The sequence below is a fragment of the Spirosoma luteolum genome (assembly GCF_054778875.1).
Map to the genome: position 1 here is coordinate 516424 of NZ_BAAGZE010000003.1, position 24973 is coordinate 541396.

A 24973-nucleotide genomic window follows, 5' to 3' on the forward strand; every position below is an offset into this window, starting at 1 on the left:
CTTATGCCTGCTGTTCGAGCCCGGCCTCAACAGCCGCTTCATCGGCATAACTCTCGGTCGGCACGCAGGCACACACCAGGTTCCGGTCGCCGTAAGCCGAGTCGATACGGCTAACACTTGGCCAGAACTTGCGGGCCTGCACGTAAGGCAGCGGATAAACGGCTTTCTGACGGCTGTAGGGACGCGTCCATTCGTCGGCCAGCGCCACCGTAGCCGTGTGGGGGGCATATTTGAGCACGTTGTGCGTGCGGTCGGCCGTGCCGGCTTCTATCTCCCGGATTTCGTCGCGGATGGCAATCATCGCGTCGCAGAAACGGTCGAGTTCGGCCTTCGATTCCGATTCAGTCGGCTCGATCATCATGGTACCAGCCACGGGGAACGACACGGTTGGCGCGTGGAACCCGTAGTCCATCAGCCGTTTGGCGATATCCTCTACCTCAACACCAGCGCCGGTTTTAAACGGCCGGCAGTCGATGATCATTTCGTGAGCCGCCCGGCCATTGCTGCCGGCATACAGCGTTTCGTAATGCCCGTCGAGCCGCGCCTTGATGTAGTTGGCGTTCAGGATGGCCTTTTTGGTCGCGTTGGTCAGCCCCTCGCCACCCATCATCGCGATGTAGGCGTAAGAGATGGTCAGGATACTGGCCGAGCCGTAGGGCGCTGCCGATACCGCGTGAATAGCCTGCTCACCACCCGTTTTAACCAGCGCATGGCCGGGCAGGAACGGTACCAGCTGCGGAGCCACGCCGATGGGGCCCATGCCCGGCCCGCCACCGCCGTGCGGAATGCAGAATGTTTTGTGCAGGTTGAGGTGACACACGTCGGCCCCGATGGTTGCCGGCGAGGTGAGGCCCACCTGGGCGTTCATGTTGGCCCCATCCATATACACCTGTCCACCGTGCTGGTGAATGATGGCGCAGATTTCCTTGATACTTTCTTCAAATACGCCGTGTGTCGAGGGGTAAGTTACCATCAGGCACGACAGGTCGTTGCTATACTGCTCGGCTTTGGCGCGCAGATCGGCTACGTCGATATTACCCCGATCGTCGCACTTCACAATCACCACTTTCATGCCCGCCATAACGGCACTGGCCGGGTTGGTGCCGTGGGCCGATTGCGGAATGAGCGACACGTTCCGGTGCAGGTCGCCCCGGCTTTCGTGGTAAGCCCGAATCACCATCAGACCAGCATATTCGCCCTGCGCCCCCGAGTTGGGCTGGAGCGACATAGCCGCAAAGCCCGTAATCTCGCAGAGCCAGTCGTTGAGATCAGCAAAGAGCTGCTGGTAGCCGGCGGTCTGCTCTTTGGGCGCAAAGGGGTGCAGCTTGCCAAACTCAGGCCACGTAACCGGAATCATCTCGGCCGTTGCGTTGAGCTTCATGGTGCAGCTGCCCAGCGAAATCATCGAATGAACCAGCGAGAGGTCTTTCTCTTCGAGCGATTTCAGGTACCGCAGCATCTCGTGCTCGGTATGGTGCGTATTGAAAACGGGGTGCGTCAGGTAGTCCGACTGGCGGATGAGCCGCTCGGGCCAGCTGATTTCCAGGTCACCGGCAATGCAGTCGAGGTCGGCTTTGGCACCAAAGATGGCCAGAAGTTCGGCCACATCGTCGAGCGACTTGGTTTCGTCGAACGAAACCCCGACGTGCTCATCGTCGGCATGATAGAGCAGGTTGATCTGCGCGGCCCGGGCCGATTTTTTGAGCGATTCGGCATCGTCGACCCGCACCGTAACGGTATCGAAATACTGTTCGGTTACAACCGTAAAGCCCGCCCGTTGCAGGGCTACGGCAAACGCCTTGGTCAGGCCATGTACTTTTTCGCTGATGGCACGCAGGCGGGCCGGGCCGTGGTACACCGCGTAGCTACCCGCCATAACGGCCAGCAGTACCTGGGCGGTGCAGATGTTCGACGTGGCTTTTTCGCGCCGGATGTGCTGCTCACGCGTCTGGAGGGCCATCCGCAGGGCGGGCTTGCCCTCCGCATCCTGCGAGACGCCGATGATGCGGCCGGGAATCTGCCGCTTGAAAGCATCTTTGGTAGCAAAGAAGGCTGCATGCGGCCCACCGAAGCCCATGGGTACACCAAAGCGCTGGGCCGACCCAACTACCACGTCGGCGCCCATTTCACCCGGCGGGGTCAGCAGCGTCAGGGCCAGCAGATCGGCGGCAACGGCCACCGTAATGCCCAGCTCGTGTGCCGATGCAATCAGGTCGGTATAATCGAACACCTCGCCGTTTGTGGCAGGGTATTGCAGCAGCATACCAAACACAGCCCCCGTAGTCAGGTCGACCTGCCGGTGATCGCCCACCAGCACGCTAATCCCGATGGGCGTAGCCCGGGTCCTGATCACGTCGATGGTCTGGGGGTGGCAGTGTTCCGATACGAAGAACGTGGTGGCGCCTTTACGACTCGCGGGCCGGTTAGCAAACAGCATGTTCATCGCTTCGGCAGCCGCCGTTCCCTCGTCGAGGAGCGATGCGTTGGCCAGATCCATACCGGTCAGATCCGACACGACAGTCTGAAAGTTCAGCAGAGCCTCGAGCCGCCCCTGCGCAATCTCGGCCTGATAAGGCGTGTAGGCCGTGTACCAGGCCGGATTTTCAAGAATATTGCGCAGAATAACGTTGGGCGTAATGGTGTCGTAGTAGCCGGTACCGATGTACGACTTGAACACTTTATTCTGCGCGGCCAGCTTCCGGAAATCGGCCAGGAACTGGGCCTCCGTTTTGGGAGCGGGCAGGTTCAGCGGAGCCGACAACCGGATGGTAGCCGGAACGGTCTGATCGATCAGTTCATCGACACTGCCTACGCCAATGGTCCGGAGCATCTCGGCCTGAGCCGCGTCGGTTTGACCATGGTGTCGGTCTTCAAATACGTCTGTTGGGAGAAGATTCAGTTTCATGCCGGGGTGGCCCTCGCTTGGTTTTTTTTAGAACTCAAAGGTACGTCAAAAGGTGCTACAGCCATCGGATCTGGTTTAAAACAAGCCCTACTTTGGGATAAACCGGGCTTTAGTCCAAAACTGGCTTTATTTTTGAACCAGCTCGCCTGACCGGCCCAGCTTACCGGCTGGCTGCCGATACCCGGCCCAGGGTCGGCCGGCTTCCGGCATGGCTCCGGCCATCCGATACGATCAACCACTTCGATATGACCTGCCGCATCTGTGCCAGTGAGACGAATCCTTTGTTTAAGGCAACAGTTTTAAGCAAATATTCGGTTGGCTATTACGAATGTCCAACCTGCCGGCTGGTACAAACCGAAACACCCTACTGGCTCGACGAAGCGTACCAGAGCGCCTTTACAACGACTGACACGGGTACCCTCAGCCGGTGCCAGATTCTGGGCCGGTCGACGATCGCGCTGCTTTTTTTTCTGTTCGACCGACGGGGCCGGTTTGTCGATTATGCGGGGGGCTACGGCCTGTTGACCCGCTACATGCGCGATGCCGGTTTCGACTTCTACAACACCGATCCCTACGCGCCCAACCTGCTGGCCAACGGCTTCGACGCACCGCCGGGCCGGTATGAACTGGCTACTGCCTTTGAGTGCTTCGAGCATTTCGTGAATCCGGCCGAGGAGCTGCAAAAGATCATGGCCTATAGCGACTCCATTTTTTTTACTACGCAGCCCTGCCCCACCCCCGCGCCGGCCGTCACCGACTGGTGGTACTACGCGCCCCACCACGGGCAGCACGTATCGCTCTACCGACCCGAAACGCTGGCGTATCTGGGCCGACAGCAGGGACTGCACTACTACAACCTGCTCAACTACCACCTTTTCACCCGCAAACGTCTGGTACCGGGCGTTTTTCCGCTGCTTGTGGCAGCCGGCCGCTTTGGTCTGGCGTCGGTGCTGCGGCTTTTCCTGCGCAGCAAAACCGTAGCCGACGCAGCCCTTATCGAGCAGCGCACGCAGGCTGGCCGGCTCGTTTAGGTAGGGATGGTTGCGGCCCAAAGCCGCAGCTAGCGGCTTGCTCTCCGCTGCCTACAGACCACTGCCTTCGCGCGGCAGGGCCATCCAGTACCCTAAAAACCATTGCTGACCAAACAACAAACCCAAACACCCCATTTCCTTTGGCGCCCGTTCTGCTCATCGTTTTTAACCGTCCCGACACCACCCAGCGGGTATTCGACCAGATCAGGCTGGCCCGCCCGGCGCAGCTGTTTGTGGCGGCCGATGGCCCCCGGGCACACAAGCCCGGCGAGGCTGATCTGTGCGAGCAGACCCGACGCATCGTGCAGCAGGTCGACTGGCCCTGCACTGTAGAGACCCTGTTTCGACCAACCAATCTAGGCTGCAGGCGGGCTGTATCGTCGGCGATCGACTGGTTCTTTGCGCAGGTCGAGGCCGGGATCGTTCTGGAGGACGACTGCCTGCCCGAACCCACGTTTTTTGGCTACTGCACCGAACTCCTCGAGCGCTACCGCACCGACGAGCGGGTCATGCACATCAGTGGCATTACGTTTCAGGCAGGGCGACCCGTGACGGGTGGGGCGTCGTACTACTTTTCGGGATTTGCCTCTATCTGGGGCTGGGCAACCTGGCGCCGGGCCTGGCAGCATTACAACGTCGACCCCACCGAAAACGCCCGGCATGTGGCGCTCAAGCCTCCTTACTTCAACAACCGGGTGCGGTGGCTGCTCCGCGAAATTATGGCCGGCCGGCTCGACACCTGGGATACCCAGTGGCTGATCACCATCCGCCGGTACAACGGCTTGTCGATTGTGCCGCGCATCAACCAGATTCAGAACATCGGGTTTGGCCTGGGCGCTACCCACACCGTACGTAAACCCGGCTGGCTGGCCAACATGGTGGCCGGCCCCATCGATCAGCCCCTGCGCCACCCCGACCAGGTCGCCATCAATACCGAAGCCGACTGGTACGACGCTACGCATATCCACCAGCAACCGTGGTATATGCGTGTGCTCGAAGCCGTTTACTTTACCGTACTGGGCGTGCTGAAACGCTGATCCGTATCGCGCAGTAGCTGCCGCAGGGCGGTGGCTACCCGGTCGGTGTCCAGGCTGTCGACCGGTACGGGCGCTTCGGCTGCAGTATCGGGCGCAATACGGTCGAACTGTCCGGCCCAGCGGTCGAAATACGCCGGATATACGTGCTGAATCATGGGCGCCAGCCCCGCCGGGTAGGGATGCCACCGCACCAGCGACTTACCCGCCGAAAGCGACAGACAGGGGGTACCAACGGCAGCGGCCATGTGCACAATACCCGAATCGTTGGCCAGCACCAGCCGGGCCCGGGCCACGGCCGTAATCAGCTCGGCCTGCGACAGCGCCCCCACCAGCGACACGACCGGCAACCCGGCGGGCAGGTACGTTTTCAGTTCGTCGTACAGAGCCGTTTCGGCCGGGGTGCCCGTAACCACCACGGGAAGGTCGGGGCGCAGGGCGTTCAGCATGGTCAGCACGGTGGCAAAGCGCGCCATGGGCCAGATTTTGTCGGGCGCGCCGGCCCCCGGTGACAGAATCACGTAGGTGGACGGCAGTGCCACGCGGGGCTCGGGGCCACCCGGCAGCGACAGCGGCAACAGCGGCACGGCTGTCTGCAGCAGCGCGCCAAACAACTGCCGGTTTCGTTCGGCCTCGAACACAATGGCCGGCGTGGTCGGCAGCAACCGGGTAAAATACTGGTTACCCCAGCGCGCTTCGACGGGCGTACTGTTGGTCTGATCGGCAACAGCCCCTAGTCGGACAGCTGCCCCCGCCACGCGCGTCAGGAAATCGTCGAGTACCAGCACCCGGCTGTAGGTTGGATTCAGCGACACGGCAAAGCCCCGCCGACGCAGCTGCCGCGCCACGCGCCACCGATACAGCGGTTTCGTCGACAGTTTATAAATATCGACCCAGATAAACGAATCGAACAGATCGGCGTCGGCAAATTCGGCCAGTTGCCGAAACGCCACATTGCCGCATAAACAAAACGAATAGGCCTGATAATCGGGCTGCTCTTTCAGGTGCCGCAGGTACGGGCGCAGCATGAGGTAATCGCCCAGGGCGTCGAATTTGAGTACCACCAGCCCCGGCCGGGCGCCCGGCTGCCGGCGGTTGCCGACCAGCGCCAGCGTATCGGTCAGCCACAGCAGCCCGTCGATGGCCAGCAGCACCGGCCGCAGCAGGGGCGCTGTTTTCAGGAACCGAATCGCCTGTTTCAGAATCATAGCCGCAAAAGTAAAGCACCCGGCTTGTGTCGCCATATTGGGGACGGCCAACAAAGCGGAGTTCACCCTTATTTTTTGCCTCTCATCGTCAGAACAACAACAGCCGCCGGCGTCGGTACAGCCGGGGCAGATCGGTTTCGAACCAGGTGTACGGATCGCGATAGAAAGCCATGAAATCGGGCACACTGACCTGCCCCGGAAAGGGCGCGTAAAAGTGCGTGGCACTGCGGGCATCGTTGCGCCACACCAGCACGTACGACAGCCGAAGCGGCTCGGCCCGTAGCGACTTCAGCAGCGTGTTGGTCCACCAGCTTGTATCCGGAATCGACTCGAGCCCGGTTTCGGTAAAAGCCGCCAGCTTTCCTGCTTTCCGGGCATAGTCCGACACGATCCTGAGTTTCTGAACGCCGGCTGTCAGGTTATACCGACCATCGCGGCCAAAATCGGCGTAATCGTCCATCCCCACCATATCGACCCACGCATCGCCGGGGTAGCGATCCAGATAACCCGCTTCGGTCGTGAACAGGCAATCGGGCGAGAAAACGTAGATAAAGTTGTGTACTTGTGCCTTATCGCGCAGGTAGCCCACCGTGAAGCGCCAGAGCGTGATAAAGTCATCGCGCGTGCAATGCGGCTTTCCCCACCAGAACCAGCCGCCGTCGAGTTCGTGGTAGGGTCGAAACAGCATCGGCGCCAGGTTGCCATCGGCCCCACGCACCGAATTGGCCAGCTGGGCAATGCCGTCCAGAATTGCTTTGTATTGCGCGTGGTGCGAGCCGCCCGGTATCAGATCGGCCACGGCGGGTGCCGATACCGAGTCTTTCCAGTAGAAACCGGTCTGGGGCGTTACGGGGTTGGTAAAATGCCACGCCACCGTGCTGACGCCCCCCCGGTTGTAGGTATCGACGATCTGCTGGCGGAGCGCCTGTCGGGTGCGTTCGATGGCCCCGGGCGAACGGCCCGACAGGCCGCTGAAATCGAGCCCGATCACGGCCGGATGGGTGCCCGTAACCGACTTCACATCCGACCGGCCAGATTCGCCCGACCAGCCGTGGCCATACTCGGTGGCGTGCTGATGGCCAAACAGAATGTGTTTGCTGGCCAGTCGGTGCAGATTGTGATACAATGCCCGGGTTTCGCGGGTTGCCCGGGCATCGATGGGTCGGGGGCGGGCCAGGCCGGGCGCGGGCAGAAGCGCCAGGAGGAACAGGCCAGCCCACACGGCCAGCAGGCATCGGTACGTCATAATCAATCCGGTTGCATACTATAAAAATCAGGCCGTAACGGTTGCTTCGATCGGCGGAACGGCGGTTCGGCGCTGGGTGGGCAGCGAAATCATGACCGATGTGCCGCGGCCGGGTTTACTCTGCCACATCACCTGCCCACCGAGGTAGGCAATGCGGGCGTTGATGTTGGCGATGCCGTTGCCCCGGCTGGGCAGCTGGTCGAAGTCGCCCCCCACGCCATCATCATCGACGCTGACCAGCGTCGTCTCGTCGTTGGTCATGATCTGCACCGTAATGAGCTGGGCGCTAGCGTGTTTCAGCGCGTTGTTGAGGAGTTCCTGCACCACCCGATACACCATCACCGAAGCCTCATCATCGAGCGATGGGTCGGGACCGTAGTGCTCGATCGTCAGGGCAGTCTGGTTCACCAGGTTCATCTTCTGTACCAGGTCTTCCAGAGCCGGCACCAGACCAAACGTAGAGAGGGCATAGGGCCGCAGGTTGCTCGAAATCAGCCGCGTTTCGGTGCAGGCTTCGTCGAGAAACTGGTTGAGTGGTTCTTTCACCGAGCCCGGCAGCAGTTCCTGATGGGCCTCGACAAACAGCTTGATGCGCGATAGCTGAATGCCCAGTCCGTCGTGCAGATCACGGGCAATGCGGGTGCGTTCGCCCTCCTGCCCTTCGATCATGGCCCGGAGCGATTTCAGTTCCAGGTCATGAATCTGCTGCTGGGCAATCACCGCCTGCTGCCGGGCAATCAGTTTCTGCTGCCGGCGCAGAAACACCAGCGCCATAACGCCCAGCACACTAATGATCAGGAAAGCTACCAGCGCCGTATTGAGCATGTGCTGGTGGCGACTCTGCTCTTCGGCCAGCTGTTTCTCTACCGCCAGGGTTTTGATCTGCGTATTCAGGTCGCGCAGCCGAATACTCTGAATTTGTTCGGAGTGGTACAGCTGATTGACATAGTCCAGATGCTTCAGCATGAAGGCGTAGGCGTGTTCGTAATCGCGGAGCTGCGCATAACTCTGGGCGGTATGCCGCGTTATGTCCCGGGTCATGGGCAGGTTCCGGTCCAGCTCGGCCAGTTTCAGGCCACGGTCAAACGAATGGATGGCCTCCCGGGGGCGGTTGAGCGCCTGATCGACGATGCCGAGGTAGAAATGGTTGAGCGCAATGAGCCAGGTTACCTGAAGTCGATTCGCCAGTGCAAGACTCAGCCGGGTTACGGTGTAGGCCGAGTCGTACTGTTGCTGTTGCAGGTACACGCTGGCCATCAGGTTCAAGGATCGGGCCTGTGCCAGCCGGTAGTTTGCCCGTACGCTCATCTGTTCGATGGCCCGCAGCGTTGGCAGTACGTGGGCCGGGATCGGCATACGCCGGGCGTCGATATTGGCCAGCGCAATGCGGGCGTCGATCTCGCGGAGCCGGTTGCCGCTTCGGCCAAAGTAGCCGAGCGCCCGGCTTATGTACGATCGGGCGCTGGCATGCATGAAGGCATCGGGCAGGTAGTATGATCCGATTTTGAGGTACATATCGTAGTACCCCAGCGAATCGCCGGCTTCGCCGTAGGCCACCACCGCATCGAAATACGCATCGAGGGTATGGCTGTTGTAACCAAAGCCCTGCTGGTAGAGCCAGCCCAGCGCGTCGTTGGCCTGGGCCACCCGCAGCGGATGGCCGGCCCGGGCTTCGGTTTGAATCAGGCGTTTCACGCTGTCGATGGCTGCATTTTGCGCCCGGGTGCCCAGCCCTGCCAGCATCAGGAGTGCGGCCAGCCACACGCGTATGGCGGTTCGTTGTCTTTTCCACGGCTGTCGCATAGCAGACTTCTGTTCAGCGTTAGTCGATCAGCTGCATTTCCATCGCTGTCTTGATGAGCAGGGCCGTGTTGGGCACCCCAAACTTCATGAGCAGACTGCTCCGGTGAAACTCGATCGCCTTGGCGCTCACAAACAGCTGATTGGCCATCTGCTGGGTGGTCATACCCTGTGCAATACGGGTCAACACGTCCGACTCGCGCGGTGTCAGATTGGGCCGAAGACCGGCCCCGCCCGCCTGACGACGGTTCTTCGGATTTTCCTGCAGCAGACTGTTCATGACCGTTTCGTTGAAGTAAGTACGGCCCTGCGCCACCGTCTCAATGGCCTGCAGCAGTTCGGTTTTGGTAGTATTTTTCAGCAGGTATCCTTTCGCGCCTTTTTTTACCATGCGCTTGATCAGGCTGGCATCATCGTGCATGGTCAGCGCCACTACGCTGGCAGCCGGGTGATGGCGGGCTATATGCTCACACAGATGGAGACCATCTTCGATCTGCGGAAACGAAATATCCAGCAGCACCACGTCGATCGGCGTTTGCGCCAGCTCGTCGATCACAGCCGGCACATCGTAGCAGCGTCGGACCACTTCAATGGCTGCCGATCCGGAGATCAGCGACTCAATGCCTTCGACAAACACGTTGTGGTCGTCGGCAATCAGAACACGTATCATGGCAGCAGCGGATAAACCAGCCGTACAGGCCGGAGCAACAGAAAGCGTTGGCATCAATGGTACATTAGTGAGCAAAACTAGGATTTACCGAACCAAAATACGTTAGGAGAAACCCTAGTTCTGCGGCCTGATTTGCAGGCTGATCGGGCCGGCCGAGCGGTACGGAGGCCGGCCGGGGTCAACGCTTGACCAGCTCGAAGAGGCCGCAGCCAAAGGTACAGCCGAAACTGCGGGCAGCCTCGGCCGACCGGTAATCAACGTTGTGGCGCAGGGTGTTGGTATCGTCGATCAGCCAGAAGTTGTCGATGGTATAACGCTCACCCAGCAGGGCCACCAGATAGTCGACCCGAAACACGCGGTGGGCGTTGAACACGATGCCCTGCTGCTGGCTTACGGGCACCGAAAAATAGAACCGGCCACCCGGTTTGAGCACCCGGTAGATGTTGTCGAGGGCTTTGAGATGTCCCCGCGCGTCGAGCGGATCGCCGTAGCGGCCCAGCCCGAAATGCTCGATCACGTGCAGCGAACTAATCGAATCGGTGTAGTTGATCAGCTCATCGGGGAGTTGCATAAAGTCGACCTGGCGGAAGCTCACGTTCGGGATCGGCCGGGTCAGGGGTCGGATGTCGAACAGTTCGATTGGCCGAAACGACGCCACGTGGGCCACGAACCCATCGATGCGGGAACCGATGTCGACGTGCTGCTGCGGGTTGTTGGCAAAAATGCGCTGCGCCATCAGCAGATCCTGGTCGAAATAATGGTGGGCCAGCTGGCCACTGTCGACGTAGCGATCGGTCAGAACGGGATAGTAATCGACAATCGGGAAGTCGGGCTGCTGCGGCACCAGTTGCCGAATGGCCTGCCAGTCGCGCATGAAGGCCGTGGTGCCCTGCACAGCCTGCCCGGCCTCGCGCACTTTTTGCGCTAGTAATCGATTAATTTTGCGAAGCATAGTCTGAGTCTGACCGCAGTCAGCGTATAAAAAAGATGATTACGTTCAGCCAGTTAGGAACTCTCCCCTGGGGTCGTTTGGGCAACCAGTTGTTTTGCATCGCGGCCACCATCGGCGTTGCCCACCGCAATGGCCAGCCCTTTGTGCTGCCGCCCTGGTCCTACGCCGATGCGTTTGCCCACCCCCTGCCAACCGGTACCGTCGATCGGCCGTCGATTTACCACCAGCCCGGGTTTGCCTATACGCCCGTCGACCTGCCTTCGGGCAACTGGGACCTGCGGGGTGCGTTCCAGAGCGAACGTTTCTTCGCCGAAGCTGCCGATCTGGTCCGCCATTATTTTACGCCCGCGCCCGCGCTGGTTCAGGCCCAGCAGCAGGCGTACGGTCATCTGCTGACGGACAACACCTGCAGTCTGCACGTTCGGCGGGGCGACTACCTGCGGCACCAGCCGGCTTTCCCGCCCCAGCCCCTCGCCTATTACGAGACCGCCATTGACCAGTTTCCGGCCGACACCCGTTTTCTGGTGTTCTCCGACGATCTGCCCTGGTGCCGGCAGCACTTTATTGGCGACCGGTTCAGTTTTATCGAGGGCCAGACCGATATTGCCGATCTGTTTCTGATGAGCCGTTGCCACCACCACATCATGGCCAACAGCTCATTCAGCTGGTGGGGGGCCTGGCTCAATCCTTCGCCCGACAAGCGGGTATATTGCCCGGCGCTCTGGTTTGGCCCGGCGGTATCGCCCCGCCCCCTGCACTACGCCCGCGACCTCTACGCAGCCGGCTTTACGCCCCTGCTGCCGGCCGGCACCGATCCGGCCCGCGTGGCCCGCTCCTACCGGCTTCTGTATCCGGCCTATGCCCTCTACATGGCCACACTGAAAGCCGGCGTAAACACACTACGCTGGCTCCGCCTGCGTCCCTGATTTATTTCAGCAGCCGGTACATCGCCACGATCAGCGCATTGTGTTGCCGGTGCAGCCACCGCACCAGCCCCGGGCGGGTGTACCGGGCCATGGTCTGTTCGTCTTCCCGAAACTGCTCGGTATACTGGCTACCGCCTTTCGACGCGCCGTGAATCCGAAAGGCCGATACGGGCTCATCGAGCACGGCCGGCCGGCTGTCGCGCGACAGCCGGAGCCAGAAGTCATAATCCATCGTATAGTGCAGCGTTTCATCCAGATACCCTACCCGCTCGTGCACCGACCGGCGCCAGAAGGTCGATGGCTGACACACGGCATTGGTAACCCCCAGATAAGCCGCGGGCGTCAGCTGCCGCAGCGCCCGTTTGTAGTGCCGGATGGGCTGCTGAATAGCCTGCCCGGCCGCATCCACAATCAGGCAGTCGGCCGTAAGCCACTGAACGCCGGGGTTGCGGGCAAAATAAGCCCCCACCGTGTGCAGCGCCCCGGGCAGCAAATAATCGTCGGAGTTGAGCCAGCATACGATATCGCCGGTGGCCCGGTGCAGACCCTTATTAATAGCGTCGGTCTGCCCCCGGTCGTGCTCCGATACCAGCGTGAGCCGGTCGGTGTAGGGGGCCAGCACAGCCAGCGTATCGTCGGTCGAGCCGCCATCCATGACCAGGTAGCTGAGGCCCGGGTACTGCTGCGACAGGACCGACTCCACGGTTTGCCCGATAAAGCTACCCTGGTTGTAGGAGGGCGTAATAACCGTCAGACTCGGTAGCTGCATCAGGCAATGGGTTCGGTTGGCAATGAGGGGTCGCGTTCATTCCGGCGCTGCTGCGCTTTCAGCAACTCAATGTCCTGCCGCAGGTAAGCCAGTTCGTGGGTCATGTCTTTGATCTGGTTCTGCAGCCGGGAAATCACCACCGAGAGGTGCACCAGAAACACCAGCATGGCCGACAGCGCGCCCAGAAAGATAAGCGAGGGCGGGTAGAAAACGCCCAGCAGTGCCGACACCTGCTCGAGCCCCCGGCGCCAGACCGAAAACAGGATCAGGATAAACGTACAGACGATCCAGATAATCGAATACTCTTCGCGCAGCTTGCCCCGGATAATGAGCCGGAAAATGGTCAGCATGAACAGCAGCGCGCCCAGAATGCTGATGACCTGTATGGTAAGCGGAATGGATTCCATGTCAGCCGGCGGTTAACAGGCGGTTTCGGCGACCCCGAAGCCGGATATAGACAAATAAAATGCCCAGCGTTACTTTGAGCATGTAGTAAAATGCCCGGCCCGTGTTGATCGACGACACGCCCCCCTGCCGCTCCCGCATCTGCACCGGTACCTCACGAATCCGGAGCTGATGCAGCCCGAACTGCACAATGGCTTCGGGCTCGGGGTACTCGTCGGGATAGTACTTGTCGACGATCGCCAGGGTTCGGCGATTAAAGGCCCGAAAGCCCGACGTACTGTCGAATACGGTCTGGCCAATGAGCCAGCGGTTGAGCCGCCGAAAATAACCGATACCCAGCCGCCGAACCGCCGTCGACTGAAAGCCGGCTTTCTCCAGAAACCGCGATCCGATCACCACGTCGGCCTCGTTGGCCAGTACGGGAGCCAGCAGCTTCGGCAGCTCCTCGGCCGGGTGCTGGCCATCGCCATCGAGCTGTACTGCAATGTCGTAGTTGTGTCGAACAGCGTAGCGATAGCCAGCCTGCATGGCCCCGCCAATACCCAGGTTCACGGGCAGGTTGAGGTACTGGCATTCGGGCAGGGTCTGCAGGCACGCCAGCGTACCATCGGTCGAACAGTCGTTGACTACCAGGGCATCGATGGCCAGGCCCGTCTGCTGCCGCGCCAGCATCACCTCGGCCACCACCGACCGGATCGATGCTTCTTCGTTATAGCACGGAATAACGATCAGGATGCGCGGTGAAGCCGGTCTGTTCATTGGTCGGTACGCTCGTAAATCCGGATCGACCCCATGTTGCTGATGAGTTTGGCGCAGCGCACCTCAACCGGCTGCGGCTCCCGGTCGAAGATCAGGTACTTCACCTTCAGTTCGTTGAAACGGGGCGAGCAGGGGTCCATGGCCACCACGTAGCCGTCTTCGAAACTCTGCTGAATCACCACGCTGTCGCGCCCGTTGATATACGTCTGGTACACGGTGTGGGCGTAACGGTTGTAGGCCGAATCGCGTTTGGCAACGGGATCGAGCACCTTCATGATGTTGCGGGCGGGCAGCGTTTTTACACCCGACAACAGGTTGACCCCCGTGGCCGTCACCAGATACGAAATGTACTGGCTTCCAAAGACCACCCACCGCTTGCCAGGATCGCGCTGGTCGATTTCCTGCACCGTTTTATACAGGCTGTGCTGGGTAATGGGCGCCAGTCCCACCGCCACCGGGTTGAACTTGAGGTTGGGCAACAGATACAGCACCACCGCGCCGGCAAACAGCGCCGACCGGTATTTGACGTGTACGTTGGCCAGCAGCAGTATGTTCAGGAATGTAAAAAACAGCACCGGCAGAAACAGCTGATACGACCGGAACAGCCCCTCGGTGTCGTTGAGGTTGACGTAAGCCGTGTAGATCACAAAGCCAGCCGCACCGGCAATGGCCAGCAGCCGCACCGGCATAGTGGTTTTCAGTTCGTTGCGGGTCAGATAAGCCAGGTACAGAATGGTCAGAATCACGCCCGATACGCCCAGCGGCACCTGGGTTCGGCGCGTGGGGCTCAGGCTCATCAGCGTGCCTTCGGCCAGCCACTTGGGCCAGCCATACTCGATCCAGCTCAGCTGGGCAAAAATCCAGAGCGCCAGCAGGGCCAGCATCCAGTCGACCCGGCGCCGGATGGCGAAATACAGCAGCAGGCTGCCGGCAATCACGGGCGTGAAGGTCAGGTAGTGCGACAGTTCGCAGATGTTGAGCCAGCTTTTGGGATAGCGCTGGGGCGTAATCAGCCACGCGTAATACTCCGAATACCAGTTGGCGATGAAGCCCGTTCCGCCCGACTCCGACCGGCGGCCGGGATACACAGTATTGACCATGGCGTCGATGGTCGGTTTCAGATCCTGATACGACGTGTAGAAGGCCAGCCCAACCAGCACCAGCGTACCGGCACCGATACCGATGGCCGTCAGCTGATCGGCATTGAAGGTAAACTGATCGCGGTGGCGCAGGCAGTAGGCAATAAACAGAATCAGGAAGGTATAGCCGAGCGGCACCTGAAACGGTGGGTACACCAGAATGACCGAGCTGAACAGCGCCCACGCAAACAGCAGCCCCCAGCCAACCTTGCCCGCCAGGCGGTGCTTGCCAAACAGGATATAAATGCCGCTGACGAAAAGTAGCGAAAAGAGTCCGATGGCCATGTCGCAGCCTCCGTTCCACATCTGCGAGGCCGACGACAGCCACAACCACAGACTGCCAAATACCGACAGCAGGAAATTGTTGCCCGTCAGCAGCATGAAGAGCAGAAACGGAAAGAACAGTACGGCAAAAAAGTTGAAGTTGGTTTGCCAGGCAATGGCCTGCTCGGTTCCCAGAAAAAAGTGCCCCCACAGCAGCGGCTTGAACACCATCAGCGGATGTTTGGCCGGCGCGCCCATTAGCGCAATCTTCTCGCCCCCCAGCGTTTCGTTTTCGGTAGGATACCCTTTGTTTACGTTCGACAGGGTCGACGGTACCCACACGGCGTATTCATCCATCCGAATTTGCTGGGGCGTGCCCCGCAGCAGCCCCCGACGCGCGTCGGACCCGTCGGGAATCAGCTGGTTCCACATGGCCACCGACAGCGTGTGGATTTTCAGCAGCGACAGCAATACAAACAGGCCGGCCACGATACCCAGGTACCATTTGGTCCGGCGGTCGAACCGGATCAGTTCGAAAGCGGGCTGACTGGCCGGTCCGTTGGGTGTAACAGGGGGTGTAACGGCATCAGATGTGGTCAATGGCTGAGCAACTCCATCGGGTACCGCGACTTTGGGTTTGGGCACGGGTGGTGGGGTACGCTTTTTGCTTGACTTAGACATACGGTTAGGTAGGTTTTGCCCCGGACCGGGACAGCGGACAGTGTACGAGCAGGATGTATGGTCAAAAATAACGGCCTCCTGCCGCTCCACCAAACCCCTTTTCGGGGCGTTTCGGGCACGACGAAGGCTTTGCTGGGCATCAGACAAAAACCGGGCCGGTTTTGGGCTCACCTCCGCCAGCGGGCCTGCCCGCCGGGGTGCCGTGCCGGCTGCCCGCTTTTATGCCTACTTTAGCAATCGGTTTCTCCCAAACGATGTCGTTTTTTAAGCGTTTCTTACCCCTTGCCCTCGGGCTGGCGCTGCTGGCCTACGCCCTGCGCAACGTCTCGCTGGCCCACGTCTGGCAGCAGTTCGGCCTGGCCGACTACCGCTGGATCGTGCTGACGGGTCTGCTCACGGCGCTGACCTTTGGGTTGCGGGGCATGCGGTCGCGGCAGCCCCTGCTGGCGCTGGGCTATCGACCCACCACACTTCGGGTTACCGTTGCCCTGCTGACGGGCACACTGATGGGCATGGTTATTCCCGGCTCGGGCGAACTGACCCGGTGCGCCAGTCTGCAACGCTCCGACGGGGTTGCCTTTTCGCACGCGGTGGGCGCTGTACTGGCCGAGCGGGTACTCGACTTCCTGATTTTGCTGGGGGTCGTGTCGCTTACCGTTGTGCTCGAGTTCGAGCGGCTACAGCAGTACTTCGGCGGCTACGCACTTCGGCTGCCGTCGACAACGGGCTGGTGGCTGTTGGGTACGGGGCTGCTCAGTGCGGGGGCACTGCTTTGGTGGGCTCGCCTGACCGATTTCGACCAGCCCCGCTGGCAACACCCCGTGGTACAGCGGGTGGTTGGCTTTAGCCGGGGTCTGCACCAGGGGCTGCAGTCGCTGGGCCGGCTCCCCAACCCGGTGCTGTTTGTGGTGCTCACGATCATGAACCAGGCCATGGCCTGGCTGATGACCTACTGTCTGATGCGGGCCCTGCCCGCCACCCGCGATCTGCCCATCCTGTCGGTGCTGACCATCGAAACCGTTTCGCTGCTGGGCAGCGTGCTTGTGCCTACGCAGGGCGGCATCGGTACTTACCACCTGCTGGTCGGCCGTGTGCTGATGCTCTACGGGCTATCGGCCCCGGATTCGGTTACGCTGGCCACCTTCCTGCACGCCGTTGGCTTTGTGCTTACCCTGCTGATCGGCGGGCTTGGCTTTATGCTGGCCCCGGTCGTCCTGAAGCCCCATACCCAAACGGCCAGGCGATTTGATACCAATTCGTAATTTTTCTTTACAAAAAGTGCACTTTTGATCAATTTTTGTAAGTACAGATGCGTAGGGCCACCACCGGCCCGTGGCCTTTATGCGCTTCTGTATGAAATCATTGGTACTTGTATTTTTGGGGCTATTCGGCTGTCTGCTGGCCCAGCCGGTCCGGGCTGAGTTTGGCCTTATTCAAACATCGGTTTCGACCAATGTCGATGCCGCCGGCAATGTGGCCCGCGCCGGCAACTATAACACCGACAACCTGCCCGGCTTCAACGGCAGTAACCTCGGCACTGCCAACACCTCCATTTTTCTGAACGGCGCCGAAATCCGTACATCGGCCACCAACGGCGATGCTGTAACAACAGCCCAGCTAAGCTATCGGCTGTACCTGCAGGGTATTGCCCCGGGCGACTTTGTCACGATGGACTTATCGAATACCAGTACCGATGCCAACGGCAACCAGACCTGGAACCTGTCGAACGCCAACATCAACCTGGCCAACGGGCTGGCTCCCGGCACCTATACGCTGGAGGTATACTGGAAAATTCTGGGCAACTTCGGCTTCTTCTTCGACTCCAACGGCGGTAATTACTCCCGGGCGACATACACCGTGACGGCCACTACGCTGCCCGTTTCGCTAATCGAATTTTCAGTCAAGACCGTACAGCGGCAGGTATTTGCCAACTGGTCGACGGGTAGTGAGCGCAACAACGCCCGCTTCGAACTGCAGCGCAGTGCCGACGCCCGTTCATTCGAAACGGTGGCACAGCTCGACGGGCGCGGTACCACCCAGACCCGCCAGTTCTACAACGCCACCGACGAGTCGCCCCGGCTCGGCATCAACTACTACCGGCTGCGCCAGACCGACACCGATGGCTCGTTTCGCTACTCGCCCATTCGATCGGCCATTCTGCGCACCAACGGCGAACTGCTGCTGATCGGGCAACCCGCCAACGAGCAGTTGCAGCTCGAAGGCCTCGAATCATCGGCCATGGTTGAAATCAGTGATCTGCAGGGGCGGGTTCTGTACCGGCAGCCGAGCCAAAGCAGTCAGGCCCGCGTACAGACCGCCGGCTGGCCCAGCGGCACCTACCTGCTTCGGGTCACCGAGCCCCTGGGCGTACAGGCCCGGCGCATTGTGGTGCAGCATTAAACACTCCTATAAACCGAACAGGCCCGCCAAATGGTGGGCCTGTTCGGTTTATACGCCGGATGTCGAGGCTTCTTACAGCCGGATAATCTCGGCACCGATGGCATTGAGCCGGGTGTCGATATGCTGATACCCGCGATCGATCTGCTCAATGTTGTCGATGATGCTGGTGCCCTGCGCCGACATGGCCGCAATGAGCAGTGCCACCCCCGCCCGGATATCGGGCGACGACATGCGGATGCCTTTGAGCGGCAGCTGCCGGTTGAGACCGACCACCGTGGCCCGGTGCGGATCGCAGAGAATGATCTGAGCGCCCATGTCGATGAGTTTGTCGACGAAGAACAGCCGGCTTTCAAACATTTTCTGGTGCACCAGCAGCGTACCCTGCGCCTGTACGGCCGTCACGAGTACAATGCTGAGGAGATCGGGTGTAAAGCCCGGCCAGGGTGCATCCGACACAGTCATCATGCCGCCGTCCAGGAAACTCTCGATCTGGTAGCGTTCCTGCGCCGGAATAAAGATATCGTCGCCCCGGAATTCCATCTGGATACCGAGCCGTTTGAACTGATCGGGAATGATGCCGAGCTGCGGGATCTGGCAGTTTTTAATGGTAATCTCCGACTGCGTCATGGCCGCCATACCGATAAACGAGCCAATCTCGATCATATCGGGCAGCATGGTGTGCTCGGTGCCGGTCAGCTCGGTTACGCCTTCGATGGTGAGCAGATTCGATCCCACGCCGGTGATGTTGGCACCCATACGGTTCAGCATTTTGCTCAGCTGCTGCAGGTAGGGTTCGCAGGCGGCATTATAGATCTGGGTGGTTCCCTCGGCCATTACGGCCGCCATCAGCACGTTGGCTGTTCCGGTTACTGATGCTTCGTCGAGCAGCATGTAGGTGCCGCGCAGGTTGCTGGCGTCGACCTGGTAATAGCCGCCGTCATTGGCATCGTAGTTGAACTGCGCGCCCAGTTTCTCGAAGCCCAGAAAGTGGGTGTCGAGCCGGCGCCGGCCAATTTTATCGCCACCAGGCCGCGGAATCCGGCCTTTTTTGTAGCGGGCCAGCATGGGTCCCAGCAGCATGACCGACCCCCGCAGGGCCGCAGCCTTACGCTTGTAGGTATCGGTTTCGAGGTAGTCGAGATTAACGTCGGAGGCCTGGAAACGGTACGAGCCTTCGCCGATGCGGGTTACCCACACGCCCATGTCGCCCAGCAGGTCGATGAGCTGATTGACATCCCGGATGTTGGGAATGTTATGAATCGTGACGGGTTCTTTGGTCAGCAGCACCGCGCAGAGGATCTGGAGCGCTTCGTTTTTGGCGCCCTGCGGGATTAGTTCCCCCTTGAGCTTGCGGCCGCCCGTAATTTGGAAAGATGCCATTGGTTGTGTTTTCCGGTTTTTACTAATCGACAGGGCCGGCGCTGGTAGGGCGCCGGCCATCGGTGCGTACCAGCGGGTACGCAAAACGAGGTATTATCGCCGGCGCCGGTCGTTGTTGCGGTTGTTGGGGCCGCCCTGATTCCGGTTGTTGCCGTTGTTGGAATTGCCAAAGTTGCGGGCACCACCGTCGCGGTTGGGCCGGCCCTGGTTGCGGTTGTTGCCGAAGTTGCCCTGCCCGCCCTGATTGCGGTTGGGGCGGCCCGGGTTGCGGTTATGAATGCCCGTGCCGGTGCTGCTGATGCGCTGGGGCTGGGCGGTCTCGCCGGCCCGTTCGCGCGGGGTCGACTCTACCAGGCCCTGCTCCCGAACCAGCTTCACATCGTCGTAAAGCTTGCCGTTCGAGAGTTCGATCAGACTCTGATAGATGGTTTCTTCTTCCACCCCTTCTTTATTCCAGGTCTGGTAGAATGTGCGCATGAGCCGGATCAGGTACGATACGAACGCCCGGCGCTCGTCGGGCTCTTCGAGGGCTACGGCCTTGGCAATCAGCAGGTCGATATTACGACCGAAGTGTTTGAACTTGAGGTGGTGGGTATTGTAAAGAACCCGCTGGGGCTTCTTGCCGAGGGCTTCTTCCGACGGGGGCGGATAGGGGCTGTCGACATCGAGCGTGAAACCCGACATGATGTAAAGGTCATCCCACAACTTGTTGTAGTAGTCCTGCCCGTCTTTCATGTTGGGGTGAATCTGCCGCATCAACTCGATCAGGATATGGGCGTAACGGGTACGCTTCTCCCGATCGTCGATGTTGACCATGTTGTCAACCAGTTTCTGGATACTGCTGCCGTATTCTTTCAAGGGCCTTGCGGGATTATTGATAAAGAAAACAAAAGTACGAACAATCAGGCAGTATTCAGCAGACGGCAGGCGGGGCCTGTTGGCAGCCAGCCCGCGCCCGGACCATCGGAAACGCGTACCTTTGCAACTTACAACCAGCCGCTATCGGCATCTGCTGCTCTGAAACAACTGCTACGCCTGTACCGGCCCGAACTGGCCGATACCTTCCGCCTGAGTGTTCCCATCGTGATTGCCCAGCTGGGCGTGGTGCTGATGGGCGTTACCGACAACCTGTTTGTAGGCCGTCTGTTAGGGGCCGTACCGCTGGGGGCCGCCGGCCTGGCCACCTCGCTGTCGTTTCTGATGTCGAGCATTGGCGTGGGTGGCCTCTCGGTCGTAGCCGCGCTGGTCTCGCAGGCCGCCAGCCGCGACGATGCGGCCGGTATCAACCGCCTGTTTCGGGCGGGTTTGTGGTCGGCCGTGCTGATGAGTGTGGTGCTGGGTGGGTTGTCGGTGGTGCTCGCCTTCTTCTTCGACCTGTTTGGGCAGACTCCCGAGGTAACGCGCCTGGCCCGGCAGTTTATGCTAATCCTGAGTGCGTCGGTGCTGCCGCTGCTCCTGTTTGTAGCCGCCCGTCAGCTCTGCGACGGCCTGCGCCAGCCCCGCGTGGCCATGCTGATAACGCTGTCGGCGCTGGTCCTCAACGCCCTGTTCAACTACGTGTTCATCAGCGGCATGGGGCCGGTGCCGGCGCTCGGCCTGATGGGATCGGCGCTGGCCACGCTGCTGTCGCGGGTATTTATGGCCATTGCCATGCTCGTGTATGTATACCGCCAGCCGCGGTTTCAGGCTTATCTGCTGCCGGCTTTCCGGCGGCTGCCCATCGGCAACGATATCCGCACCATTCTGCGGCTGGGTATTCCGGGGGGCCTTACGTTTTTCTTCGAGGTGGCTACGTTTTCGCTCGCCGTGGTGATTGTGGGCTGGCTCGGCGACGATCGGCTGGCCGCCCACCAGATTGCCATCAACATGGCGTCGGTAACGTACATGATGGCCACGGGTATCTCGTCGGCTGCGGCTATCCGGGTGGGAGCCGCCGTGGGGCTGGGCAGTCGTGAGGGGGCTTTCCGGGCCGGCGTTGCCGCCCTGGCGCTTTCGCTGAGTCTGATGACACTGGCCGCCCTGCTTTTTCTGACGGCCAACCACTGGCTCGTTTCGCTCTACATCCGCGACAATCCGGCCGTCATGGAGATTGCCGCATCGCTGATGGTGATGGCGGGTTTTTTCCAGCTCTCCGACGGCGTACAGGTTGTTGCCCTGGGTGGTCTGCGGGGCCTGTCAGACGTCAACATCCCGACGGTTATCACCCTGTTTTCGTACTGGGTGGTGGCGCTGCCGCTTAGTTACGTGCTGGCGTTTCCGGCCGGCCTCGATGCCGTTGGTGTGTGGGTGGGCCTGCTCGTTGGCCTGACCATAGCCGCCGTGCTGCTCACGGTTCGCTTCTTCCGTCGGCTGCGTCGGGTAGCGCTGCCGGAGCGGGTCTAAACAGACCTTCCTCTGCCGCTCGGGCCAGTCGGACGGCCCGGGCTGTACGGGTAGGCACCGCTTAGTAAACAGGGTATTTCGGGTAGGCCAATCCCCGTAAAAATACCGGTATTTACCCCTACCTTCAGGGGTAGTTTTATCATCCACACCCAGCCCATGAATACGTCTCCTTTTTACTACCAGCGGGTCAGTGACCCGGCTGAGCTGCAACGCTATGCGGTGAATTACCGCATCCTGTCGGGCAATGAGCTACCGGCCGATTACCTGCAAAACGCAATCGTTTATCAGTTTTACCGGGGCCCCATTCCGGTAGCCGGTTTTATGCTGAACACCCGCGAGATGAACCGGCTGCGGTATTTCAGCTACCTGACCGATGGCATTCGGGACCGCCTGCTCGACGACGAAAATCTAACCGAGCATGACCTGCTCGAACTAACGGCCAACTGGAAACGGCGCGACCTCTCGGCCCGCGAAAGCCGTATCTACTACACGGTGATGCTGACGCAGGCCTACAAGCATGCCCGGCTGCTGGGCAAAGCCTTTCTGGTGGGGGGCTCGATTATCAAAGCCGTCAAGCAGATTCAGCAGGAACTCATGGAGCGCGTGATCTACCACGGCCCGGTGGGCGAACACTGTCGGCAAAGCATTCGTGAAGACAACGCCCTGCTGAAAATTTATGTGATCGAACTGGACGATTTGCCGCTTCAGGCAACCGTCGTACTGCTGAACCGCTACCTGATCCGGGCGACTAAAAACAGGGTAAAGCAATGGCTGAGCAACTGGCGGCTGCCGCTTGCCCCCAAACCGCTGGGCGCCGGCAAACAGCAGACGGCCTAACCCAGCATGCCGCTCTTCTTGAGGAAAAACGCTACTTCGCGGGCGGTTCTGGCCGTCATCGAATCGCCAAACATGGATTTAGCCTTCGTCATGATATTCTGATTGTGGGTCCGCACCGTGTTGGCTGTGATGCCGGCCAGATCGGCCATTTGTTTGGTCGTCACCTCGCCGTCAGTTTCTTCGACGTAGTGGCGCAGCAGGTTGATCTCCTGGTGGGAGAGCGGATTGAGTTTGGCCGACAGATTGGCAAACACCTGCGCCACTTCGCTGTTGAATTTCGCTTCGATCTTGGGATTCAGGTTCAGAAACCGCGGGTTTACCGGATCATTGTTGTAGGGATGCATGATGGTAAACTCCGAGAGGTAAGCCGTCAGCACACCCTCACTCGTAAACTGCCAGGTCGAGATGGTGCGCTTCACGAGCATGACCCGCCCGTCGGCAAACGTCATTGGGATGTTGGCAATAAATTTGGGGTTCATGAAACTCAGCATGGCCTGATCGGACAGCCGGAAACTCTGCTTGCCCAGCAGCGTAATGAGCTGCAGCATGCCCTGGTTGGGAATGGTGTTCAGGTACTGCTGAAACGTAAAGCTTGCCGAGTTGTAACCCAATTGCTCAAGGCCGGCCGCTTCGACGATACGCAGGTTTACCAGATCCACAATCAGGTAGAACTCTTCCGTGCGCAGACTCTGCCGAAGCGCTTTCTGTTCCCGGGCCTGCTCATCGGCCGAGACCATAAGCGTCAGTGCGTCCGGGTCGGGGTATAGCTCCTTCAGAAACTCCCGAAGTCGCTTGATTTCCTGATCTACCAAAGTGGTGTGGGTTCGGTCGGCCATAAAAACAGGTTGTCAGGCGGGGCATCGCTACCCGTATCCTACATATCGTCGAAATTACATAAAAGTTTTTAGTCACTTTATTATCACTACCCTACGTATTGTTTTAACTGCCGATCGAGAGCAATTTGCAGAGCGGTTAGGCCATGCTGATCCATGGCCACAAGCCCCGCAGTCTGTTAGCTAATGGCACTTTATCAGGTAACATTAGCTTTTATCCACACCACCTGCTTATCTCCTGCCTGAATCGGTTGCAGACGCAAGGCCGATGCAGGCAGGAGATTTTTTTTGTACGCAACAAAACGGCCGGTGCAACGGTCGGGCAGACCAACACACCGGCCGGGACCAGCCGCCATCGATTGCACCGACTAGCCGGCGATCCAGGTGAACGGGTATTCGAGCGTCGGCACTTTGGTGCGTTCGGCCACCCGACGCAGCCGGGCGGGCAGTGCCATCAGGTAATCGCGGGCACGCTGCCCGGCATCGTTCAGATCCGTTACGTCGGCAATGTTCCAGTCGGTCAGCAGCGAATCGGCAATGTCGATATAGTCGTTGGTCGTGTACACGCCCAGGCGCTGGGCAGCATCGGAGAAGTGGCTGAAAGTCTGGCCGATTTTCACGCCCGTTTCACGCAGGAAGTGAGCCGGCATCACAATCTTCTTGCGCATCATATCCTCGAAGGCCAGCATCATTTCCGACGGGTCGACTTCGAATATCTTGCCAACAAAAGCCTTGTAGGCTTTGGCGTGGCGCATTTCGTCGGATGCGATAACGCCACAGATTTTCGACAGCTGGGGGCAGCCCGACTGCTTGGCCAGCGTGGCTGTCCGGCGGTGCGACACGTTAGTGGCCAGCTCCTGAAACGACGTATAAACGAAGTTCCGGTACGGATCGGTGCCGGTGCCGATATCGAACCCGTCGGCAATCAGGTACTGCGTCGACACTTCCATAGCCCGCATGTTGACCCGACCCGACAGGTACAGAAACTTGTTGAGCAGGTCGCCGTGGCGGTTTTCTTCGGCCGTCCAGCCCCGAATCCAGGCTGTCCAGCCGTTGGCGTTGGCCTGATCGACGCCGATCATGTCCATCAGCCACGACTCGTAGGTAGGCAGGGCTTCTTCGGTAATGGTATCGCCGACCAGCACGGCCATATAATCGTAGGAAAGCTCCCGGGCGCTTTCCCGAAACAGCCGCACTTCTTCCGGAAAATCCTCCCGCGTGCTGTCGGGCAGAAAGTCGGAGGGTTGCCAGTTGGTTTCGATGGGTTTGAGGTACTCACCGATCAGCGACTCGATTTGCTCGCCGACGTAGCGCATCACGTCAAGGCGGGAGCCAGATAAAGCCATATGGGA

General features: G+C 60.0%; 21 protein-coding genes. 7 read left to right on the top strand and 14 right to left on the bottom strand.

Translation table 11 applies throughout. The features are described 5' to 3' along the window. Position 1 precedes the first annotated feature (1 nt). Positions 2–2905, bottom strand: a complete 2904-nt coding sequence (gene gcvP, locus ACYVAC_RS04735) for an aminomethyl-transferring glycine dehydrogenase (RefSeq protein WP_461096432.1) — start codon at positions 2903–2905, stop codon at positions 2–4. Positions 2906–3186: 281 nt separating this feature from the next. Here gcvP and ACYVAC_RS04740 point away from each other — a divergent pair, with 281 nt between their 5' ends. After that, positions 3187–3936: a class I SAM-dependent methyltransferase gene (locus tag ACYVAC_RS04740; protein WP_461096433.1), complete on the top strand. Its 750-nt coding sequence runs from the start codon at positions 3187–3189 to the stop codon at positions 3934–3936. Between the two features lie 140 nt (positions 3937–4076). Beyond that, positions 4077–4973: a nucleotide-diphospho-sugar transferase gene (locus ACYVAC_RS04745; RefSeq protein ID WP_461096434.1), complete on the top strand. Its 897-nt coding sequence runs from the start codon at positions 4077–4079 to the stop codon at positions 4971–4973. Here ACYVAC_RS04745 and ACYVAC_RS04750 read toward each other — a convergent pair. From ACYVAC_RS04750 to ACYVAC_RS04770, 5 genes are all read right to left on the bottom strand, one after another. After that, a complete protein-coding gene (locus ACYVAC_RS04750) occupies positions 4940–6178 on the bottom strand; it encodes a glycosyltransferase family 9 protein (protein WP_461096435.1) in 1239 nt (412 codons plus the stop codon). The genes ACYVAC_RS04745 and ACYVAC_RS04750 overlap by 34 nt on opposite strands. Before the next feature lie 88 nt (positions 6179–6266). Beyond that, positions 6267–7424 (bottom strand): glycoside hydrolase family 26 protein, encoded by a 1158-nt coding sequence (locus ACYVAC_RS04755; protein ID WP_461096436.1) that lies wholly within the window; start codon positions 7422–7424, stop codon positions 6267–6269. Between the two features lie 27 nt (positions 7425–7451). Beyond that, a complete protein-coding gene (locus ACYVAC_RS04760) occupies positions 7452–9188 on the bottom strand; it encodes an ATP-binding protein (protein WP_461096438.1) in 1737 nt (578 codons plus the stop codon). A gap of 58 nt (positions 9189–9246) precedes the next feature. Next, positions 9247–9894 carry a response regulator gene (locus ACYVAC_RS04765; RefSeq protein WP_461096439.1) on the bottom strand — a complete coding sequence of 216 codons (648 nt, stop codon included), beginning with the start codon at positions 9892–9894 and terminating at the stop codon, positions 9247–9249. Between the two features lie 178 nt (positions 9895–10072). Next, positions 10073–10846 (bottom strand): DUF268 domain-containing protein, encoded by a 774-nt coding sequence (locus tag ACYVAC_RS04770; RefSeq protein ID WP_461096440.1) that lies wholly within the window; start codon positions 10844–10846, stop codon positions 10073–10075. Between the two features lie 35 nt (positions 10847–10881). On the opposite strand from ACYVAC_RS04770, the gene ACYVAC_RS04775 reads away from it, so the two are divergent. Then, positions 10882–11772, top strand: coding sequence for an alpha-1,2-fucosyltransferase (locus ACYVAC_RS04775; RefSeq protein WP_461096441.1), 891 nt, complete (start codon positions 10882–10884; stop codon positions 11770–11772). A gap of 1 nt (position 11773) precedes the next feature. Here the strand turns inward: ACYVAC_RS04775 and ACYVAC_RS04780 are convergent, their stop codons facing one another. The 4 genes from ACYVAC_RS04780 to ACYVAC_RS04795 are packed head-to-tail and all read right to left on the bottom strand — an operon-like array spanning position 11774 to position 15789. Next, a complete protein-coding gene (locus ACYVAC_RS04780) occupies positions 11774–12541 on the bottom strand; it encodes a glycosyltransferase family 2 protein (protein WP_461096442.1) in 768 nt (255 codons plus the stop codon). Beyond that, the gene (locus tag ACYVAC_RS04785) at positions 12541–12948 is read right to left on the bottom strand and encodes a DUF2304 domain-containing protein (protein ID WP_461096443.1); all 408 of its coding nucleotides are present in this window, start codon (positions 12946–12948) and stop codon (positions 12541–12543) included. Before ACYVAC_RS04785 ends, ACYVAC_RS04780 begins: the two co-directional genes overlap by 1 nt. A 1-nt stretch (position 12949) precedes the next feature. Then, positions 12950–13705 carry a glycosyltransferase family 2 protein gene (locus ACYVAC_RS04790; RefSeq protein ID WP_461096444.1) on the bottom strand — a complete coding sequence of 252 codons (756 nt, stop codon included), beginning with the start codon at positions 13703–13705 and terminating at the stop codon, positions 12950–12952. Continuing rightward, complete coding sequence (locus tag ACYVAC_RS04795; RefSeq protein ID WP_461096445.1) at positions 13702–15789, bottom strand: DUF7657 domain-containing protein; 2088 nt, start codon at positions 15787–15789, stop codon at positions 13702–13704. Before ACYVAC_RS04795 ends, ACYVAC_RS04790 begins: the two co-directional genes overlap by 4 nt. Before the next feature lie 254 nt (positions 15790–16043). Between ACYVAC_RS04795 and ACYVAC_RS04800 the strand changes: the two genes are divergently transcribed. After that, positions 16044–17051 (top strand): lysylphosphatidylglycerol synthase transmembrane domain-containing protein, encoded by a 1008-nt coding sequence (locus ACYVAC_RS04800; protein ID WP_461096446.1) that lies wholly within the window; start codon positions 16044–16046, stop codon positions 17049–17051. A 91-nt stretch (positions 17052–17142) separates the two neighbouring features. Further along, positions 17143–18189: a T9SS type A sorting domain-containing protein gene (locus ACYVAC_RS04805; RefSeq protein ID WP_461096447.1), complete on the top strand. Its 1047-nt coding sequence runs from the start codon at positions 17143–17145 to the stop codon at positions 18187–18189. A gap of 72 nt (positions 18190–18261) precedes the next feature. Here ACYVAC_RS04805 and murA read toward each other — a convergent pair whose 3' ends face one another. Both murA and ACYVAC_RS04815 read right to left on the bottom strand, forming a co-directional pair. Further along, on the bottom strand, positions 18262–19569 hold the full coding sequence (gene murA / locus ACYVAC_RS04810; RefSeq protein WP_461096448.1) for a UDP-N-acetylglucosamine 1-carboxyvinyltransferase: 1308 nt from the start codon (positions 19567–19569) through the stop codon (positions 18262–18264). A 93-nt stretch (positions 19570–19662) separates the two neighbouring features. Beyond that, positions 19663–20427, bottom strand: coding sequence for a DUF4290 domain-containing protein (locus ACYVAC_RS04815; RefSeq protein WP_461096449.1), 765 nt, complete (start codon positions 20425–20427; stop codon positions 19663–19665). Positions 20428–20586: 159 nt separating this feature from the next. On the opposite strand from ACYVAC_RS04815, the gene ACYVAC_RS04820 reads away from it, so the two are divergent. Beyond that, on the top strand, positions 20587–21951 hold the full coding sequence (locus ACYVAC_RS04820; RefSeq protein ID WP_461097003.1) for an MATE family efflux transporter: 1365 nt from the start codon (positions 20587–20589) through the stop codon (positions 21949–21951). A 156-nt stretch (positions 21952–22107) separates the two neighbouring features. After that, positions 22108–22788 (top strand): hypothetical protein, encoded by a 681-nt coding sequence (locus ACYVAC_RS04825; RefSeq protein WP_461096450.1) that lies wholly within the window; start codon positions 22108–22110, stop codon positions 22786–22788. Here the strand turns inward: ACYVAC_RS04825 and ACYVAC_RS04830 are convergent. Then, a complete protein-coding gene (locus ACYVAC_RS04830; protein ID WP_461096451.1) occupies positions 22785–23624 on the bottom strand; it encodes a helix-turn-helix transcriptional regulator in 840 nt (279 codons plus the stop codon). The two genes, ACYVAC_RS04825 and ACYVAC_RS04830, sit on opposite strands and share 4 nt — an antisense overlap. A 365-nt stretch (positions 23625–23989) precedes the next feature. Further along, the gene (locus tag ACYVAC_RS04835) at positions 23990–24967 is read right to left on the bottom strand and encodes an acyl-ACP desaturase (protein WP_461096452.1); all 978 of its coding nucleotides are present in this window, start codon (positions 24965–24967) and stop codon (positions 23990–23992) included. Between the last annotated feature and the right edge of the window lie 6 nt (positions 24968–24973).

Coding starts and splice junctions, on each gene's coding strand:
- murA (WP_461096448.1), bottom strand. CDS start 19,569: ATGGCATCTTTCCAAATTACGGGCGGCCGCAAGCTCAAGGGGGAACTA.
- ACYVAC_RS04770 (WP_461096440.1), bottom strand. CDS start 10,846: ATGCTTCGCAAAATTAATCGATTACTAGCGCAAAAAGTGCGCGAGGCC.
- ACYVAC_RS04800 (WP_461096446.1), top strand. CDS start 16,044: ATGTCGTTTTTTAAGCGTTTCTTACCCCTTGCCCTCGGGCTGGCGCTG.
- ACYVAC_RS04780 (WP_461096442.1), bottom strand. CDS start 12,541: ATGCAGCTACCGAGTCTGACGGTTATTACGCCCTCCTACAACCAGGGT.
- ACYVAC_RS04765 (WP_461096439.1), bottom strand. CDS start 9,894: ATGATACGTGTTCTGATTGCCGACGACCACAACGTGTTTGTCGAAGGC.
- ACYVAC_RS04825 (WP_461096450.1), top strand. CDS start 22,108: ATGAATACGTCTCCTTTTTACTACCAGCGGGTCAGTGACCCGGCTGAG.
- ACYVAC_RS04775 (WP_461096441.1), top strand. CDS start 10,882: ATGATTACGTTCAGCCAGTTAGGAACTCTCCCCTGGGGTCGTTTGGGC.
- ACYVAC_RS04805 (WP_461096447.1), top strand. CDS start 17,143: ATGAAATCATTGGTACTTGTATTTTTGGGGCTATTCGGCTGTCTGCTG.
- ACYVAC_RS04755 (WP_461096436.1), bottom strand. CDS start 7,424: ATGACGTACCGATGCCTGCTGGCCGTGTGGGCTGGCCTGTTCCTCCTG.
- ACYVAC_RS04790 (WP_461096444.1), bottom strand. CDS start 13,705: ATGAACAGACCGGCTTCACCGCGCATCCTGATCGTTATTCCGTGCTAT.
- gcvP (WP_461096432.1), bottom strand. CDS start 2,905: ATGAAACTGAATCTTCTCCCAACAGACGTATTTGAAGACCGACACCAT.
- ACYVAC_RS04830 (WP_461096451.1), bottom strand. CDS start 23,624: ATGGCCGACCGAACCCACACCACTTTGGTAGATCAGGAAATCAAGCGA.
- ACYVAC_RS04835 (WP_461096452.1), bottom strand. CDS start 24,967: ATGGCTTTATCTGGCTCCCGCCTTGACGTGATGCGCTACGTCGGCGAG.
- ACYVAC_RS04795 (WP_461096445.1), bottom strand. CDS start 15,789: ATGTCTAAGTCAAGCAAAAAGCGTACCCCACCACCCGTGCCCAAACCC.
- ACYVAC_RS04785 (WP_461096443.1), bottom strand. CDS start 12,948: ATGGAATCCATTCCGCTTACCATACAGGTCATCAGCATTCTGGGCGCG.
- ACYVAC_RS04750 (WP_461096435.1), bottom strand. CDS start 6,178: ATGATTCTGAAACAGGCGATTCGGTTCCTGAAAACAGCGCCCCTGCTG.